The 15,438-nt window shown below is 69.0% G+C and carries 15 protein-coding genes; 4 read left to right on the forward strand and 11 right to left on the reverse strand.

Annotation, left to right across the window (positions count from 1 at the left end; all coding sequences use genetic code 11):
• Positions 1-2 precede the first annotated feature (2 nt).
• From ACZ7KI_RS23890 to ACZ7KI_RS23900, 3 genes are all read left to right on the forward strand, one after another.
• Positions 3-1,931 (forward strand): fumarate reductase/succinate dehydrogenase flavoprotein subunit, encoded by a 1,929-nt coding sequence (locus tag ACZ7KI_RS23890; protein ID WP_470275310.1) that lies wholly within the window; start codon positions 3-5, stop codon positions 1,929-1,931.
• Positions 1,928-2,662, forward strand: coding sequence for a succinate dehydrogenase/fumarate reductase iron-sulfur subunit (locus tag ACZ7KI_RS23895; RefSeq protein ID WP_470275311.1), 735 nt, complete (start codon positions 1,928-1,930; stop codon positions 2,660-2,662). The genes ACZ7KI_RS23890 and ACZ7KI_RS23895 overlap by 4 nt, the downstream gene beginning before the upstream one ends.
• Before the next feature lie 87 nt (positions 2,663-2,749).
• Positions 2,750-3,679 carry a DMT family transporter gene (locus ACZ7KI_RS23900; protein ID WP_470275312.1) on the forward strand — a complete coding sequence of 310 codons (930 nt, stop codon included), beginning with the start codon at positions 2,750-2,752 and terminating at the stop codon, positions 3,677-3,679.
• Here ACZ7KI_RS23900 and ACZ7KI_RS23905 read toward each other — a convergent pair.
• Positions 3,676-4,128 carry a MarR family winged helix-turn-helix transcriptional regulator gene (locus ACZ7KI_RS23905; RefSeq protein WP_470275313.1) on the reverse strand — a complete coding sequence of 151 codons (453 nt, stop codon included), beginning with the start codon at positions 4,126-4,128 and terminating at the stop codon, positions 3,676-3,678. The two genes, ACZ7KI_RS23900 and ACZ7KI_RS23905, sit on opposite strands and share 4 nt — an antisense overlap.
• A gap of 63 nt (positions 4,129-4,191) precedes the next feature.
• Between ACZ7KI_RS23905 and ACZ7KI_RS23910 the strand changes: the two genes are divergently transcribed.
• Positions 4,192-4,560, forward strand: coding sequence for a VOC family protein (locus ACZ7KI_RS23910; protein ID WP_470275314.1), 369 nt, complete (start codon positions 4,192-4,194; stop codon positions 4,558-4,560).
• Between the two features lie 44 nt (positions 4,561-4,604).
• Here the strand turns inward: ACZ7KI_RS23910 and ACZ7KI_RS23915 are convergent, their stop codons facing one another.
• The 10 genes from ACZ7KI_RS23915 to ACZ7KI_RS23960 form a co-directional block, all read right to left on the reverse strand.
• Positions 4,605-5,195, reverse strand: a complete 591-nt coding sequence (locus tag ACZ7KI_RS23915; RefSeq protein ID WP_470275315.1) for a hypothetical protein — start codon at positions 5,193-5,195, stop codon at positions 4,605-4,607.
• Positions 5,196-5,256: 61 nt separating this feature from the next.
• A complete protein-coding gene (locus ACZ7KI_RS23920) occupies positions 5,257-6,723 on the reverse strand; it encodes a class I adenylate-forming enzyme family protein (protein WP_470275316.1) in 1,467 nt (488 codons plus the stop codon).
• On the reverse strand, positions 6,720-8,093 hold the full coding sequence (locus tag ACZ7KI_RS23925; RefSeq protein ID WP_470275317.1) for a CoA transferase: 1,374 nt from the start codon (positions 8,091-8,093) through the stop codon (positions 6,720-6,722). The genes ACZ7KI_RS23920 and ACZ7KI_RS23925 overlap by 4 nt, the downstream gene beginning before the upstream one ends.
• On the reverse strand, positions 8,090-8,881 hold the full coding sequence (locus ACZ7KI_RS23930; protein ID WP_470275318.1) for a class I SAM-dependent methyltransferase: 792 nt from the start codon (positions 8,879-8,881) through the stop codon (positions 8,090-8,092). Before ACZ7KI_RS23930 ends, ACZ7KI_RS23925 begins: the two co-directional genes overlap by 4 nt.
• On the reverse strand, positions 8,872-10,365 hold the full coding sequence (locus tag ACZ7KI_RS23935; RefSeq protein WP_470275319.1) for a class I adenylate-forming enzyme family protein: 1,494 nt from the start codon (positions 10,363-10,365) through the stop codon (positions 8,872-8,874). Before ACZ7KI_RS23935 ends, ACZ7KI_RS23930 begins: the two co-directional genes overlap by 10 nt.
• Positions 10,362-11,642: a protoporphyrinogen/coproporphyrinogen oxidase gene (locus ACZ7KI_RS23940; RefSeq protein WP_470275320.1), complete on the reverse strand. Its 1,281-nt coding sequence runs from the start codon at positions 11,640-11,642 to the stop codon at positions 10,362-10,364. Before ACZ7KI_RS23940 ends, ACZ7KI_RS23935 begins: the two co-directional genes overlap by 4 nt.
• The gene (locus ACZ7KI_RS23945; RefSeq protein ID WP_470275321.1) at positions 11,639-12,562 is read right to left on the reverse strand and encodes a UbiA family prenyltransferase; all 924 of its coding nucleotides are present in this window, start codon (positions 12,560-12,562) and stop codon (positions 11,639-11,641) included. The genes ACZ7KI_RS23940 and ACZ7KI_RS23945 overlap by 4 nt, the downstream gene beginning before the upstream one ends.
• Positions 12,559-13,200 (reverse strand): class I SAM-dependent methyltransferase, encoded by a 642-nt coding sequence (locus ACZ7KI_RS23950; protein WP_470275322.1) that lies wholly within the window; start codon positions 13,198-13,200, stop codon positions 12,559-12,561. The genes ACZ7KI_RS23945 and ACZ7KI_RS23950 overlap by 4 nt, the downstream gene beginning before the upstream one ends.
• The gene (locus ACZ7KI_RS23955) at positions 13,200-14,321 is read right to left on the reverse strand and encodes a DegT/DnrJ/EryC1/StrS family aminotransferase (RefSeq protein ID WP_470275323.1); all 1,122 of its coding nucleotides are present in this window, start codon (positions 14,319-14,321) and stop codon (positions 13,200-13,202) included. Before ACZ7KI_RS23955 ends, ACZ7KI_RS23950 begins: the two co-directional genes overlap by 1 nt.
• Positions 14,318-15,379, reverse strand: coding sequence for a DegT/DnrJ/EryC1/StrS family aminotransferase (locus ACZ7KI_RS23960; RefSeq protein ID WP_470275324.1), 1,062 nt, complete (start codon positions 15,377-15,379; stop codon positions 14,318-14,320). Before ACZ7KI_RS23960 ends, ACZ7KI_RS23955 begins: the two co-directional genes overlap by 4 nt.
• Positions 15,380-15,438 lie beyond the last annotated feature (59 nt).

Below are 15,438 nucleotides of genomic sequence, written 5' to 3' on the forward strand. Positions count from 1 at the left end.
CCATGATCGAGCACACGGTCGGCTCCCCCATCGCCGACACCAAGGCACCGGATACCGACCTCGAACGGCGTTGGGCGGAAAGGAAGTTCACCGCCAAGCTGGTGAATCCCGCCAACCGTCGCAAGCACCGGGTGATCGTGGTCGGCACCGGGCTCGCGGGCGCGTCGGCCGGCGCGACGCTGGCCGAGCAGGGCTACCACGTGACCCAGTTCTGCTTCCAGGATTCCCCTCGCCGGGCGCACTCCGTGGCCGCGCAGGGCGGGATCAACGCGGCGAAGAACTACCGTAACGACGGCGACTCCGTCCATCGGCTGTTCTACGACACGGTCAAGGGCGGTGACTTCCGATCGCGGGAGTCCAATGTGTACCGGTTGGCGGAGATCTCCACGCAGATCATCGATCAGGCCGTCGCCCAAGGAGTGCCGTTCGCCCGCGAGTACGGCGGTCTGCTCGACACGCGCTCGTTCGGCGGCGTGCAGGTCCAGCGCACGTTCTACGCGCGGGGCCAGACAGGTCAGCAGCTGCTGCTCGGGGCCTACCAGGCGCTGTCCAGGCAGATCGACGCCGGCGGCGTCGAGATGCATGCCCGCACGGAGATGCTTGACCTGATCGTCGTGGACGGCCGCGCGCGCGGAATCGTCGCCAGAAACCTGATCACCGGAGCGGTCACGACGCATCTCGCCGAGGCCGTCGTGCTGGCGACCGGCGGCTACGGCAACGTGTTCTACCTGTCCACCAACGCCAAGGGTTCCAACGCGAGCGCGATCTGGCGCGCGCACCGCCGCGGCGCCTACTTCGCGAATCCGTGCTTCACGCAGATCCACCCCACCTGCATTCCCCGCACCGGCGAGCATCAGTCGAAGTTGACGTTGATGAGCGAGTCGTTGCGCAACGACGGCCGGATCTGGGTGCCCAAGCGCCGGGACGACAACCGGCCGCCCGGCCGGATCCCGGAAGACGAGCGGGACTACTACCTGGAACGGATGTATCCGAGCTTCGGCAACCTCGTGCCGCGCGACATCGCGTCCAGGGCGGCGAAGAAGCGCTGCGACGACGGCTTCGGAGTCGGACCGGGCGGGCTGGGCGTGTATCTGGACTTCGCCGACGCGATCGCCCGCCTCGGCCGCCCCGCGATCGAGGCCCGCTACGGCAACCTTTTCGACATGTATCAGCGGATCACCGCCGAGGATCCGTACCGGGTCCCGATGCGCATCTACCCCGCGATCCATTACACGATGGGTGGTTTGTGGGTGGACTACGACCTGCAGAGCACCATCCCCGGACTGTTCGTGATCGGCGAGGCGAACTTCTCCGACCACGGCGCGAACCGGCTCGGGGCCTCTGCGCTGATGCAAGGCCTGGCGGACGGCTACTTCGTGCTGCCGACCACGATCAACGACTACCTCGGCGGCAATTCGCTCGACACTGTCGGCCCCACGCATCCGGCGGTCACCGCGGTCGAAACCGAGGCTCGGGACCGGCTGGACCGGCTGCTCTCGATCAACGGCACGAGGACCGTCGACGATTTCCATCGCGAACTGGGCCTGCTCATGTGGGACCACTGCGGTATGTCCCGCACCGAGAGCGGACTGCGCGAGGCTTTGGCCCGCGTGCCCGAGCTACGGGCGGAGTTCTGGCGCTCGGTCCGCATCCCCGGAACGGCCACCGAACTCAACCAGGAGCTGGAAAAGGCCAACCGCGTCGCGGACTTCTTCGAGCTGGCCGAGCTCATGCTGCTGGACGCCTTGGTGCGCGAAGAGTCTTGCGGCGGGCATTTCCGCGAGGATCACCAGACCGCCGAGGGCGAGGCGTTGCGGGACGACACGCGCTTCAGCCACGTCGCCGCGTGGGAGTACGGCGAGGAACCCGTGCTGCATCACGAAGAACTGACCTTCGACCAGGTTCACCCCACTCAACGGAGTTACACGTGAAAATCACCGTGCGCATCTGGCGCCAGTCCGGACCTGAGGAGCGCGGGCGGATGGTCTCCTACGCCGTCGACGACGTCAGCCCGGACATGTCGTTCCTGGAGATGCTGGACGTCCTCAACCAAAACCTGATCACCAGCGGTGAGACGCCGGTGGCGTTCGACCACGACTGCCGGGAGGGGATCTGCGGCTCGTGCGGGGTGGTCATCAACGGGCAAGCACACGGTCCGGAGCGGACGACGACCTGCCAGTTGCACATGCGGGCGTTCCGCGACGGCGCCGTCATCGACGTGGAACCTTGGCGTGCCAAGGGTTTCCCGGTGGTCAAAGACCTGGTCGTCGACCGGTCGGCCTTCGATCGGATCATCCAGGCGGGCGGATATGTCACCGCGCCGACCGGCAGTGCGCCGGAGGCGCACGCCACGCCGGTCCCCAAACCGGACGCCGAGCTGGCCTTCGACAACGCCACCTGTATCGGCTGCGGCGCATGCGTGGCGGCCTGCCCGAACGGGTCGGCGATGCTGTTCACCTCGGCGAAGGTGACCCACCTGAACGTGGTGCCGCAGGGACAGCCCGAACGGGAACAGCGCGTGCTCGACCTCGTCACCGCGATGGACGACGAAGGATTCGGCGGCTGCACCAACACCGGCGAGTGCGTGGCGTCGTGCCCGAAAGGAATACCGTTCGACAGCATCGCCCGGCTGAACCGGGAGTTCCTGCGGGCCTCACGCTGATGCCGTCCCGTCCTCGGCGAAAAGATCGCATAGGTCGTAGCGGAGCGGGGTACCTCTGAGCCATCGGCGAACGAGGGAGGCGGAGCCGTGGGATCGTCGGCGCATCCCGCCGAACCGGCCACGGCGGTGCGGCCCAGCACCTCGCCACCAGCGAAAGTGTGGTGGAAAGTCGGCTTCGCTGTCCTGTTCACCTGTGTGTGGAGCAGCGGATTCATCGTCGGCAGTATCGGCACCAGAACCGTTGCCCCCGGCACCCTCGGGTTCTGGCGATTCCTCGCCGCCACGGCCGTCTTGGGCGTCATCGTTCTTTTCAGCAGAGCACCGTGGCCCCGCCGGCCTGCCGCGTGGATCCACCTGTTCGTCACCGGGTTCCTCCTGCAGACCTGCCAATTCGCCGGGGTCTTCCTCGCGCTCCAGCTGGGCGTGTCCGCCGGGATCACCTCACTGATCACCGACGCCACCCCGCTGGTCGTCGCCGCGGCAGCCGTCCCCCTGTTCGCCGAACGCCTCCACCCGTGGCAGATCATCGGACTCGTCCTGGGCTTCGCCGGAGTCGCCGCCGCCGTCAGCACCGACCTCGCCGGCTTCGGCACGACCACCGGCATCCTCGCGGCCGTCGGCGGTCTCGCCGGATCCGCCGGCGGCACGCTCTACCAGAAGCGATTCGGCGAGCACATGGACCTGCGCACCGGCATGTTCCTCCAACTGGCCGCCGCCACCATCGGCATAACCCCGCTCACCGCGGTCTCCGGCGGCTTCGCTCTCCCACTCACCCCGGTCGCCATCAGCACCGTCACCTGGCTCGCCCTCATCGGCTCGATCACCGCCTTCGTGCTGCTGTTCTCACTCCTAAAACGCCAACCAGGCGCCAGTGCCACCAGCTACCTGTTCCTCGTCCCACCCGTCACCGCTCTCGCCGGAGTACCCCTGCTCGACCAGCACCTCACCCCTGGAGCGATCCTCGGATTCGGCCTCGCGACCGTCGGCGTCGCCCTGGTCACCCGGCGAACGAACTAAGCGCCGTCGTCGCTCTCGCGCAGGGAATGGACCATGCTCCGCAGGATCCGGAACGCGCTCGCCTGCTCGGTCTCGCTCAGGCCGGTCAGCATCCTGACCTCCACGGACCGGACCGCCGCGGTCGCCTTCTCCAGGCTCCGCCTGCCGCGAGGTGTGAGCCGCGCGGGAAGGGCCTTGCCGACGGGCGCTTCCGCGGGCCTGATCACCTGGCCCTCCCGCTCCAGGGTCTGGAGAAGCACGTTCATCGACTGCCGGGTCACGAACGCGCCCCGCGCGAGCTCGGAATTGGACAAGCCCGGCCGCTGCGCCAAGAGTTCGAGGCAGGAGTAGTGCGTCACGCTCATCCCGAGCGGCCGCAGCACCTCCTCCATGGCCGCGCGCAGAGCGCTTGACGCCTCCTTCAGCAGGTAGCCCAGGGACTTGTCCAGGTCGACCCCGTCTTGACTCATGTCAGTATTCTGACATACAGTCACTCGTGTCAGGAATCTGACACGAAAAGAAGGAGCATCATCTTGCCCGCCACCGGCCCCGACTTCATCTCACTGCAAGCGCGTGACCTGGACGCTTCACAGGCGTTCTACGAGCGGTACCTCGGCCTCGTCCGCTCGCAGGCCGGACCTCCGCACGCCGTCGTGTTCGAGACGAAGCCGATCGCCTTCGCTCTCCGTGAGGTCATTCCCGGCACCGACCTCGCCTCGGTCGCCCAGCCCGGCATCGGTGCCGCGATCTGGATTCACGCCACCGACGTCCAGTCCATTCACGACACTCTCGTCGCCGACGGTCACACCATCGTCTCCGCGCCGATCGACGGCCCCTTCGGCCGGACGTTCACCTTCGCCGACCCCGACGGTTACCAGATCACCCTCCACGACCGTGGCTGAGGCGAGCGACGACTTCGAGGGGAGCACGCCGGTCGGTTGATCGGTCAGAGTGTCGCGCGTGCCCTGGTGCGCAGCCACAGCTCGCGCCATCGGTGATGAACGGGCAACGTCCGGAACTCGGGGCGTTGCGCGTCCGGACGGGGGTCTACACCACAGACGGGACAGGGGAAGTCCGCGGATAGCGACTGTCCACATGCGCGGCACGTCACCACCGGATCGACACCGGAGTCATAGGCGGCGATCACCCGCCGGACCACGACGGCCAACCGGTCTGCCGGGTGTTTTTCGCAGTCGGGACAGTAGGCGATCGTTCCGGGCCGGCCACGCCACTGGTCGACACGGGAAGGTATCCGGTTTCCGGCGGCCTTCTCCCGGCGGCGGCGCGCGATGTAGTCCTCGACCTGCGCCCGCCACACGAAGCGGGCTTCCTCCAGTTCGTCCAGCATGCGCAGTAGTGGCAGCGGGCCCTCGTCGACCCCTTCCTGTCCGTCCGCGCTGACGATCAAGTGGTGCCAGGTGGCGCGGAAGCCGTACGGCGCGCAACGCAACACACACTCTCGCAGCGACAGCAACCTGTCCCTCGGCGCCAGGTCGGTGTCGCGAACCCGAGACGCCGCAGCGGGAAAACTCGTCACCGCGCCACCCTACCGGCGGACAGGCCCACCGGGGCTGAACAAGTGATCGGCGGCCCCGCGGTCAGGACCCGGCATCGCAGCGACGGGCGGCGAGCCGGGTCAGCGTGCGATGGCAGACCTTGCCGGTGCGACCGAGCGGAAGTTCGCCGAGGACGACCAAGAACTCCGGTAGTTGGGGGATCGGGACGCCGTTGCCGAAGAGGAAGGCCGTGAGTTCCGCCAAGGTCGGTGACCGTCCATTCCGGACGGTCACACAGGCGCAGAGCCGTTCCCCCAGTTCGTGGTCCGGTACGGGGACACAAGCGACTTCCTTCACCGCGGGATGGTCGCCGATCGCCCGCTCCACCTCGGCCGGGCTGATCGTGTACCCACCGCGGATCACGACGCGTTTGCGCCTGCCGGTGACGTGCAACCGGCCCTGCGCGTCGAATCTGCCACTGTCGCCCGTCCGTACCCAGCCGCCGTCGATCCGGTATGCCGCGTCCAGCTCCGGCGCGCCGACGTAGCACAGCGGGGTCATCGGACCTCGTGCGCAGATCTCGCCGTCGATGATCCGGATCTCGCAGACCGCGGGATCCGGGACACCGACACCGTTCTCCGGCGTCGTCGTATGGCAGTTCACGCCGTCGGACGAACCGTAGATGTCGATCATGTCGACGCCGAACCGCTCACGACACGCGGCGAGCGTCGAAAGCGGCAAAGTGTCGCCGCTCGACACGATGGCCGCGAGCCCGGAGGTGTCCACCTCCGTGGGGTGCTCGGCCATGCGCCGCCACATGGTGGGGACGGCGAACACGTGAGTGGGGTGGTGCTCGCCGATCAGCCGGAGCGCCGCGCCCGGTTCGAACCGGCGCGTCAGGATCAGCGTGCCGCCGAGACAGCACAGCGTCACCGGAACCCCGAACGAACCGAAACCCGACGTCGGCTGGACGAGGACCAGATCGCGCGGAACCGGAGTGGCGCCGTGGACGGCGCGGAGATAGTTCGCCCGGCCGCCGGCGAAGGCGTTGTGCGAATAGGCGACCATCTTCGGTTCCGACTCCGAGCCGGACGACACCAGGATCCGCGCGGGAGCGCCCGGGTGCGGGCGGACCCGGTTCGCGCGACGCGGTCGCGGTGGACCCGCCACTCGCCCGTTGCCGACGACGAACCGCACGCCCGCGCGTTCGAGGAGCCGGTCCGATCCGGGCGGCACGGGCAGGACCACGGCACCGACCGCGAGCACGCCCAGTTCGGCGATCACCGCGGCACGTCCGTTGGGTTCCCACACCCCCGCGATGTCCGTGGAGTCGCAACCGGCGGCCTCCAGCCGCGCGGCCAGTTCCCGCGCCGCGATGTCCAGTGCCGCGTAGGTCAACGATCCCTCGTCGTCGATGACCGCTGTGCGCGACGGATGCTCGCGCACCCGGTCACGGAACAAGGAGTACAGGTCCCTGTCCGGGCAGTGTCCACTTCGGACCCATTCGCGGCGCAGCTCCGCGGGCACGAGATCGGGCAGGACCACCCCGGTGGCGGATATCCAGGTCATACGGTGAACTCCCACGGCGAAGCGACGAGTACGCACTCCCCTGGGATGAGCGCGCGAGCGAAGCGGGGATCCGCGGCCAGCGCGGCGAGGTCTTCACAGACCGGCACGGTCAACGGCCGGTCACATCGCCGTCGAGCGCCCGCGTTGAGCCGGCAGGCGGCGGACAGGAGCGACGAGTCGACCCGCGTGGCGCCGCGCGCCAGTGCGGTCACGATCCCGTGCGCGGACACGATCCCGCCGAACACGTCGACGATCGTCATCAACGACGGCGGTACGCCCGCGTGGGCCTGCACGACGTAGTCCGTGCCCACCGGTGGTTCCGGTCCGAACTCGGCGCCCCAGCCCGACGCGTACGCGTACACGATCCCTGGCCGGACACGCGCCAGATCGTTCGGGCACAACGACCATCGCTCAGCCTTGCCCGGAGCCCAGTTGTGCAGGAACACGTCGGCCCCGGCGGCGAGTTCGAGCAGCTGCCGCCTACCACCTGGGGTGTTCAAGTCGGCTTCGACGACTTCCTTGCCCTCGTTGAGCGCGCGAAACCTGGCCGAAGTCTCACCCGCGATCGGCGGTACCCATCGCAGCGGGTCGCCGCCCGGCGGCTCGATCCGCAGCACCGTCGCGCCGAGAAGCCGTAACAGGTGACCCGCCATGGGCCCCTGCACCCGGCGGCACGATTCGAGGACCACCAAGCCCGACAACGGAAGCAGCTCCACCGGCCGGACGGGCCGGTGGCCGCGCCCGTTGCCGCTCACGACGAAGGCGGGCAACCGGTCGAGCATCCGATCCGAGACCCGTATCAGCGTCATGCCCGCGCGGTCGGCGGCCCGTTCTATCGCGGCGATCGGGAGCGCGCCGAGCAGTCCCGCCAACCTTGGCGGCAGCGGGCAGGTCGCGGTCGCGAACCTGTGCGTGAACGGCCGCCAGCCTGTCGAGACCGCCTTGTCGTCGGCACCGAGCGTGGTCCAGAACCGTTGCCAGACACGCGGGTCGAGGGTCTCGATCTCGAAGGCGACCCGGTCGGCCGAACGAAACGGCGGGCCACCGGGTGCGAACGACTCCCGGTGTTCGTCCCCTGCCGTCGCCGCCGCCAAGTACTGGGAGATCGCCAGCAGAGCGGCCTGTGCCAGCGAGGTAGCCACCCCGCGCAGAGGGATCCCCCGCGCCCTGGCCAGTTTCAGCGCGACGGCGCCCATTTCGGCGAGTTCGACCGCGAGAAGGGAGGCGTAGTCGAGTCCCAGCGGGGTCGGCGTCCCGAATCTCCGGCCGTGCACCTGCATGATCCCGCAGGCGGCCTGTACGTCGAGTTCGCCGGCCAGCGGCAGGTCGACCGGTCCCGCTACGGTCACGCCGTCCAGCGCGGTGGTCATCCCGGGCTCCGTCCGTGCACGGAGTACACGACACACGACGACGCCCGAAACCGCGGATCCGCCATCACCGCGCGCACTTCGGCGAGTTCGCCGTCGGTCATCCCCGCGGCTAGCAACCGGTCTCGCAGGTGCCGGGTGTGATGGATCAGCAACCGCACGCCGGGCGAGCCCGCCCGCCACGGGAAGAGCGTGGGCACCGGGTCGACGTCGACCAGGCCCGCCGCGACCATGGACGCGGCGACACGGCGGCCCCAGGTGCCGTCCCCACCCGCGGCTTCGAACGTCTTCTCCTTGGCGGCGAGAAACGCCTCGTAGAGGTCCGACGCCCGGGCGTCGGGTGCGAGCAGCACCGGACCGTAGGAGATGTCGAACTCATCGATCTGCATCCAGCCGCCCGGTCTCAACGCCCGTGCCAGCTTGCGCAGCACCGCTTCCCGCTCGGGCAGATGCTGCAACACCAGCCGGGCGTGGACGAGGTCGAATCCGCCGCGCGGCAACGGATCGTGGACGACGTCGTGCCGGCGCACGGTCAGCCCCGGCACGGGAGCGATGTGCTCGGGTTTGATGTCGGTCGCCAGCACCGACCCGGTGGGTGCCACCTTGCCGGCGAGCCAATGCGCGACGCCGCTGCCGCCCGCGCCGACTTCGAGGCAGGACCAACCGGGTCCGACGCCGGTCCGAGCCAGCCGTGCGAGCGTGAACGGGTCGTACGCCTCGGAGAGGCACCGATGCTGCTCGGTGGCGTGTCCACTGTGGTTGTCGAACACGTAGGCCGTGGTCACGTCCACCTTCCCGATCCGTTCGTCTCGCTCGTCCCGGTCAGCCGTGCCAGCAGGTCGAGGCGCCGCACCTTGCCGGTGCCGGTTCGCGGCACGTCGTCCCACGGAAGCACCACCGGCTCCGCCATCGGCGGAAGGCCGGACACCGCGGCCCGCCACTCCGCCGGATCCAGGTCGGTGTCGGTCACGATCACCGGAATCGGCTCCCGTCCCGCCGCGGACAGCACAACGCATTCGGCGATGGCCGGAAGGCTGTCCTCGATCAGATCCTCCAGCGCGAGGCAGCTCGTCCCCGGAACGCTGTCGACCTCGCGGTCGAGCAGGGTCACCGCACCGGTCCGGCTCACCACCCCGAGGTCGCCGGTGTTCCACCACGGCCCGGACGCTTTGGCCGCCCACCGGTCCTGCTCCCCCACATAGCCGACGCACCGTGCGCGGGTCCGTGCCAGTACCAGCCCGGCCGTGCCGCGCGGAACGGGTTCGGCGGTTTCCGGATCGACGACCCGGAGCCTGGCGAGCCCCGGCAGTGGCCTGCCGAGATCCCGGGTCGTGTGCACGGAACGCCTGGTGAAGAACCGAAACGAGAGTGGTCCCGTTTCGGACTGACCCCAGCCCTGCATCCACAGTGGACGCTTGTGCTCGCTGGCGTGCAACATCGTCCTGATCACCGGCGGATGCACGGCGTCGTAGGTGCTGACGAACCGCCGGACCCGGCGGAACGGGTTCGCGGGCGTGGTCGCGAGGGGACGCCAGCGGACGAACGTCGACGGAAGGGCTTCGAGCACGGTCGGCCGATGCCGTCCGAACACCTCGGCCGCCGCGGAGTGCTCGCTCAGGATCACGAGCTCCCGTGGTGCGAGGCACAGAGCCGACGCGGTCCAGCAGAACGTGCGGCCGTGCGAGTACGCGCTGGCGTTGCCGACCACGTCGTCGCGCCGGACCCCGATCACCGGCCAGCGCACCGATTCCGGTCGGGCCAGCCGATCGATGATCGTCCGGGTCGTGTGCACCACCAGCTTCGGGACGCCGGTCGTCCCCGACGTATGGCAGATGATCAGCGGTTCGTCGGCTTGCCGCCGGTGCGGCGCCGGAGGCCGGGCGGCGGCGAAATCCTCGACGCGCAAGACCCGGTTCGCCCTCAGCTCAGGGCGATCGGTGACCAGCACCGCCGCGTCCAGGCGCTTCACCAGGATCTCCAGCGTCTCATCCGGCAGGTGGCCGGACAGCTTCGCCGCGATCGCACCGACCCGCACCGCGGCGCACGCCAGCAGGTCGTAATCCCAGTGGTTGCGTTTGACGATGGCGACCCGGTCACCCGGCCGCACACCGGCTTCGTGCAGCCATCCCGCCGCGGCCCGCACCAGTTCGGCGAGTCGGGCGACCGGGTAGGTGACGCCGCCCGCGGGTGCGATGTCGAACGGCCGGTCGAGGCGCACGATCGTCGGCGTATGCGCGCACTCGTCGAACAACGTTCCCATGTCGTGTGGTTTCATCGTGCCCTTTCGTCGACGGCGAGGCGCTTCGCGACGCGCAGCCCGGATCGGACCGCGGCTTCGCTGCACGGACTGAGGTAGACCCAGTCACCCGCGTAGTCGACTGGGCCGCCGAGACCTGCCTCGAAGGCGGCACGCAAGGCGAGCGCGCGAGGCGTCACCTCGGGCGCCGCGTGCCGCACCCGCCGGACGATCGCGCGCCACGTGGCCGACCGCAGGCCGGGCACGAGACGTTCGGCGGCGCCGGTCAACCGTTCCGCCACGTCCTCGTCGGAGGCGTCCAGCAGCTCCGGCACCACGGCCGGATGGGCCATGAGCGTGACCAAGCCGCGGCCGGCGGGTGCGCGACCGGGGTGTTTGAGGTGGTCGAAGATGACCGTGGACACGGTGCCGTTCTCCGCGGTCGGCACGATCAGCGCGTAGTCCGGACCGCCGAGCGGGCGGTCGAGAAGCAGATGAGCCTTGACCACGGGGGTGAACGAGCAAGCACTGAGGAACTCGGAACCGTGCCGCGAGTGGAGCTCGGCCGCGACCGGGGCGGGGACCGCCAGTACGACCGCCTTCGCGCTGATTTCCCGGGTACCGCTGATGATGCGCGGCGCGGCCCCGTCGTCGATGACCCGATCCACTCGGAACCCGGTGCTGACGTCCACGCGCCCGGCGAGGGCGCGGGCGAAGGTGTCCATGCCGTCGCTGTACACCCGCCAGGTCCGCGGCGGGCCAACGGACGTGAGCAGGGCCAGCAGTGGCGCGGCCGCCGACCGCGCCGGATTCCAGCCGAAGAACCCCGACACGACCGGCTGCAGCAGGTAGTTCAGCAGATCCGGATGGTACGGCGCGGCGAGTTCCGCGACGGTGCGATCACCCAGCCGCGAGCGCTCCGGCCGTTCGGTGTCGAACTTCCCCCGGATCACCCGCGCGCCGTCCAGCCGGGCCCGCGGCGACAACCCGGCTCCGGTGATCAGTCCTCGCGGTTGTGCGACGCCGGACCGGGCCCGGCCGCGCCACATCGCGATGCCGCGGCCGATTCTGGGCGCCGAGGCCCGGTCGATACCCAGCTCGGCCAGCAGCCGCCAGGTCGCCGGGTAGCCCCGCTCCGCCATCTGCTCGGCACATGTGTCGATCAGATAGCCATCCTCTCGCACCGTCGTCATCCGGCCGCCGACCACGTCCGCCGCCTCGAAGACCCGTACCTCGCGCCCCGACTCACTCAGCCGGTACGCGGCGGTGAGCCCGGCGACGCCCGCGCCCACCACCGCCACGTCGACGTCGGTCATGTGATCGCCACCAGGTTCACCACGACCAGCGACAGCACGGTGATCCGATGGATGCGGATACCGAGCATCCGGGCCCGCATGATGTCGCCCAGCGCGAACCCGAGCCACACCTGCCGTACTCGCGCCACGATCGTGGGGAGCAGCGCGAGCGGGAACCACCACGGACCACCGAGGGCGGGCACGGCGAGGATCAGCGCGAACTCGGCCGCGGACACGGCGGTCACGAAGTACATGTTGCCGCGCGGGGAGGTCAGCGCGGCGACCGTCGGCCTGCCGACCCGCCGATCGCCGTCGACGTCGTTGGTGTTGGAGTAGACGCCGAACAACAGCGGTCCCAGTCCGAAGAGCAACGCCTCGGCGAGCGCGAACCCGGTGAACTCACCGGTCGCGAGGCCGTACGGCGCGAGCACCAGTGCCCAGCCAAGAGCCGCGATGAAGAACTCCTGGAAGCCGTGGTAGCTGAGCTTCACTCCCCAGGAATACTGGAGGGAGAAGAAGTAGGTGACCACGATCAGCACCACAGTCCACAAAGGACTATGGGGTGCGACGACGATGGCCGCGAGCCAGAGCGCCGCACCGAGCACGCCGGTCACCCACGCGAACCGCAGCACCTGGTCTTCGTCGAGCGTTCCGGCCACCAGTGGTTTGCGGTACCGCTTCCGTTTGGGGTCGTCCGGGGAGTAATTCGTGATGTCGCTGCCGTCGCGGTAGCCGGTGAGATCGTCCAGCGCGACCATCGCCGCGATCACGAAAACCTCGCCGAGCAGGAACACGCCGATGGCGAGCAGGACATCGGGATCGAACCTCGACACCGGGGCGAGCAGCGTCCACACCACGACCACACCGAGGTAGTAGTCGACGATGTCGAGTTTCGCGAGCCGGAAATACGCCTTGCCCCGGGTGACGGCCAATGTCGTCATCGCGGATCGTCCAGTGCGATCAACGCCGCGAAGGACCGGTCTCCGCCGTAGCGCAGTTCGCGACGTTCGACCAGCCGGGCACCGGGAAGCAGGACAAGGTAGTCCTCCAGGCTCCGCAGCCTCGAGAACCGCCCGACGGGAATGTCTGCCTCCTCGTACTCGACGAGTACGAGATTCCGCGCCGCCGCGGCGATCGCCCGGCACGCCTCGGCGACCTCGTCATCGTCCAGTATGTGCATCAAGACCCATACGCAGACGGCGACGTCGAAACGCTTGTCCTTCCACGGAAGCCGCTGGACGGTCGTCCACCTGAAATCCACATTGGACAAATGTGCGCAGTTCTCCCTGGCGAGCGCGAGCATGCGCGGAGTCATGTCGATCGCCGTGAGCGTCCGCGCCCGCGCCGCGATCGACGGGGTGATCCGGCCCATCCCGCACCCGATCTCCAAGGCGTCGTCGACCGAGCCGACGGACCGCAGGAGGCCGGTGACGAGCCGGAGGGTGCGGGCGGTGGTCTCCACCGCGAGTTCGGCCGGCTGGGAAGCGCGCATGACCCGCGCCAACCCGGGCCGTTCGGCACGCTTGCGCCACTCGTCGGCGACCTCGCTCGGCGCGGGCGTCCGGGTGATCTGCCGCATCACGACTCCTTCGCGAATTCGCACACCGCGTCCGCGATGCGTTCCACCTGCTGATCCGTCAAATGGGGGTAGATCGGGATGGCGAGCGACCGCCGTGCGGCGAGCTCCGCCGCCTGCCAGGCCTCACCCGGCTGGGTGTAGGGCGCGAAGGCGGGTTGCCGTGGCAGCGGGTTCCGGTAGTAGACGTGCGAGCCGATTCCTCGCGCCGCCAAGAACTCATGAAGTTCGTCTCTGCGTTCACAGAGCAAGGAATAGACGTAGTAGCACCGCCCGTCGCTCGTCGGAGGCGGCGCGAGCACTCCGCAGCCCGCGAGTTCGGTGAAGCGTCCGGTGTAGTACTCCCCGATCCGCGCCCGTCGTTCGAGCCGTCCCGGCAGGGTCGGGAACCGGTGCAGCTGGAACGCCGCCATGATCTCGTCGAACCGGCTGTTGTATCCGATGCGGTGGTGACGAAACCGGGTCTTACCGTCCTGGCCGTGGTTGCGCAACATCCGTACCGCCGAGCCGATCTCGCGATCGTCGGTGACGACCATGCCGCCCTCACCCGGCATGCCGAACGTCTTGACCTGCACGAACGAGTACACGCCCGCGTCACCCCAGCGGCCGGCCGGGGTACCCGCCAGCACTCCCCCTTGCGCGACCGCCGAGTCCTCCAGCAGCCGTACGCCCGCGCCGTCGGCGATGCGCCGGAACGCGGGCATGTCCGCCATGACCGAGAACATGTGCGCCGGCATGAGCACCTTGGTGCGCGGGGTGATCAGACGCGCGACCGCGTCGGGATCGGCGACCATGGTCCACGGGTCGACGTCGGCGAACACCGGGGTCGCGCCCACCAGTGCCGGTGCGGCCGCGAGCGGTGCGCAGCCGAAGGCGGGCACGATCACCTCGTCCCCGGCGCCGACGTCCATCGCCCGCAGCACCAGCATGAGCGCCGAGGTACCGCTGCCGCAGGCGATGGCGTCGGCCGCGCCGATCGATTCCCGGATCGCCGCTTCGAAAGCGGCCGTGTACCCGCCGAGGATGAACTTCTGTTCGGGCGCGGTACCGACGCGCTTGACGATGTCCAGCAGTGCCTTTCGGTCGTCGTCGAAGAGATCCACCGGGAAGAACGGGAGCGTCATGTTCGCCGCCCATGATAGAAATCGCGAACGGCGGAAGACACCTGTTCGACATCATCGGAGGACATATCCGGATACAGCGGCAGTGCGAGGGTATGACGGCAGGCCCGCTCGGCATTCGGGAAATCACCCTCGCGATATCCGAGGTCGGCGAAGCAAGGTTGCAGGTGCAGCGGTGTCGGATAGTAGACCTCGGTTTGCACGCCCTTCGCCGACAAATGCGCCGCCAGATCGTCCCGAGAGTCGACCTCGATCACGTAGACGTAGAACACGCTGTCCGGCCGTATCGCCGGCCTTTTGCGCACACCCGACACACCGTCGAGCGATTCCGCGTACTGGGCGGCCAGGTTCGCGCGCCGGGCGATGTCACTGTCCAGCCTGGTGAGTTTCGAGAGCAGGACCGCCGCCTGGATGTCGTCCATCTTGCTGTTCGACCCGGGCAGCCCCGTCGTCGTGGAGATCGCGGGGAAGTCGCCGATCGTGGCCCCGAACCGGCCGTGGTGGCGAAGCGCGTCGACGGTCCCGGCGATTACCGGGTCATCGGTGAGGACGGCACCCGCGTCACCGATCGCGCCCAGCGTCTTCGTCGGGAAGAACGACAGCACGCCACCCGCCCCGAACAGCCCGGCGTGGGTGCCGCGACGGCGCATGCCGATGGCCTCCGCGCTGTCCTCGACCACCGTGAGGCCGAGCCGCCGAGCCTCGCCCAGCACCCCGTCGATCTCCGCGAGCTGCGAAAACAGATGTGTCGGCATGACGAATCGAGTGCGTTCACCGACCGCGCCCGCCAGCGCGGCGGGGTCGATCCCGTAGCCGTCCGGTTCGATATCGGCGAAGACCGGCCGTCCACCCGCGAGCACGACCGACGACGCCGACGCCACGAACGAGAACGCGGGAACGACCACTTCCTCGCCGGGCCCCAGGCCTGCCGCCCGCAGGAGCAGGACCAACGCGTCCGTTCCGCTGTTCACCCCGACGACGAACCGCGCACCGGTGTAGGCGGCGAGCGCGGCCTCGAGTTCGGCGACCTTGCGGCCGTGCGAATATTTGCCATTCTCCACCACGTCGAGAATGTGCTGCTCGGTTGTTGTCCACAGTTGCTCGAATGTGCCCGATTGGT

It is taken from the genome of Amycolatopsis sp. NPDC039088 (assembly GCF_055598845.1).

Coding starts and splice junctions, on each gene's coding strand:
- ACZ7KI_RS23925 (WP_470275317.1), bottom strand. CDS start 8,093: ATGACCACCGCGCTGGACGGCGTGACCGTAGCGGGACCGGTCGACCTG.
- ACZ7KI_RS23950 (WP_470275322.1), bottom strand. CDS start 13,200: ATGCGGCAGATCACCCGGACGCCCGCGCCGAGCGAGGTCGCCGACGAG.
- ACZ7KI_RS23955 (WP_470275323.1), bottom strand. CDS start 14,321: ATGACGCTCCCGTTCTTCCCGGTGGATCTCTTCGACGACGACCGAAAG.
- ACZ7KI_RS23945 (WP_470275321.1), bottom strand. CDS start 12,562: ATGACGACATTGGCCGTCACCCGGGGCAAGGCGTATTTCCGGCTCGCG.
- ACZ7KI_RS23920 (WP_470275316.1), bottom strand. CDS start 6,723: ATGACCTGGATATCCGCCACCGGGGTGGTCCTGCCCGATCTCGTGCCC.
- ACZ7KI_RS23890 (WP_470275310.1), top strand. CDS start 3: ATGATCGAGCACACGGTCGGCTCCCCCATCGCCGACACCAAGGCACCG.
- ACZ7KI_RS23935 (WP_470275319.1), bottom strand. CDS start 10,365: ATGAAACCACACGACATGGGAACGTTGTTCGACGAGTGCGCGCATACG.
- ACZ7KI_RS23905 (WP_470275313.1), bottom strand. CDS start 4,128: ATGAGTCAAGACGGGGTCGACCTGGACAAGTCCCTGGGCTACCTGCTG.
- ACZ7KI_RS23940 (WP_470275320.1), bottom strand. CDS start 11,642: ATGACCGACGTCGACGTGGCGGTGGTGGGCGCGGGCGTCGCCGGGCTC.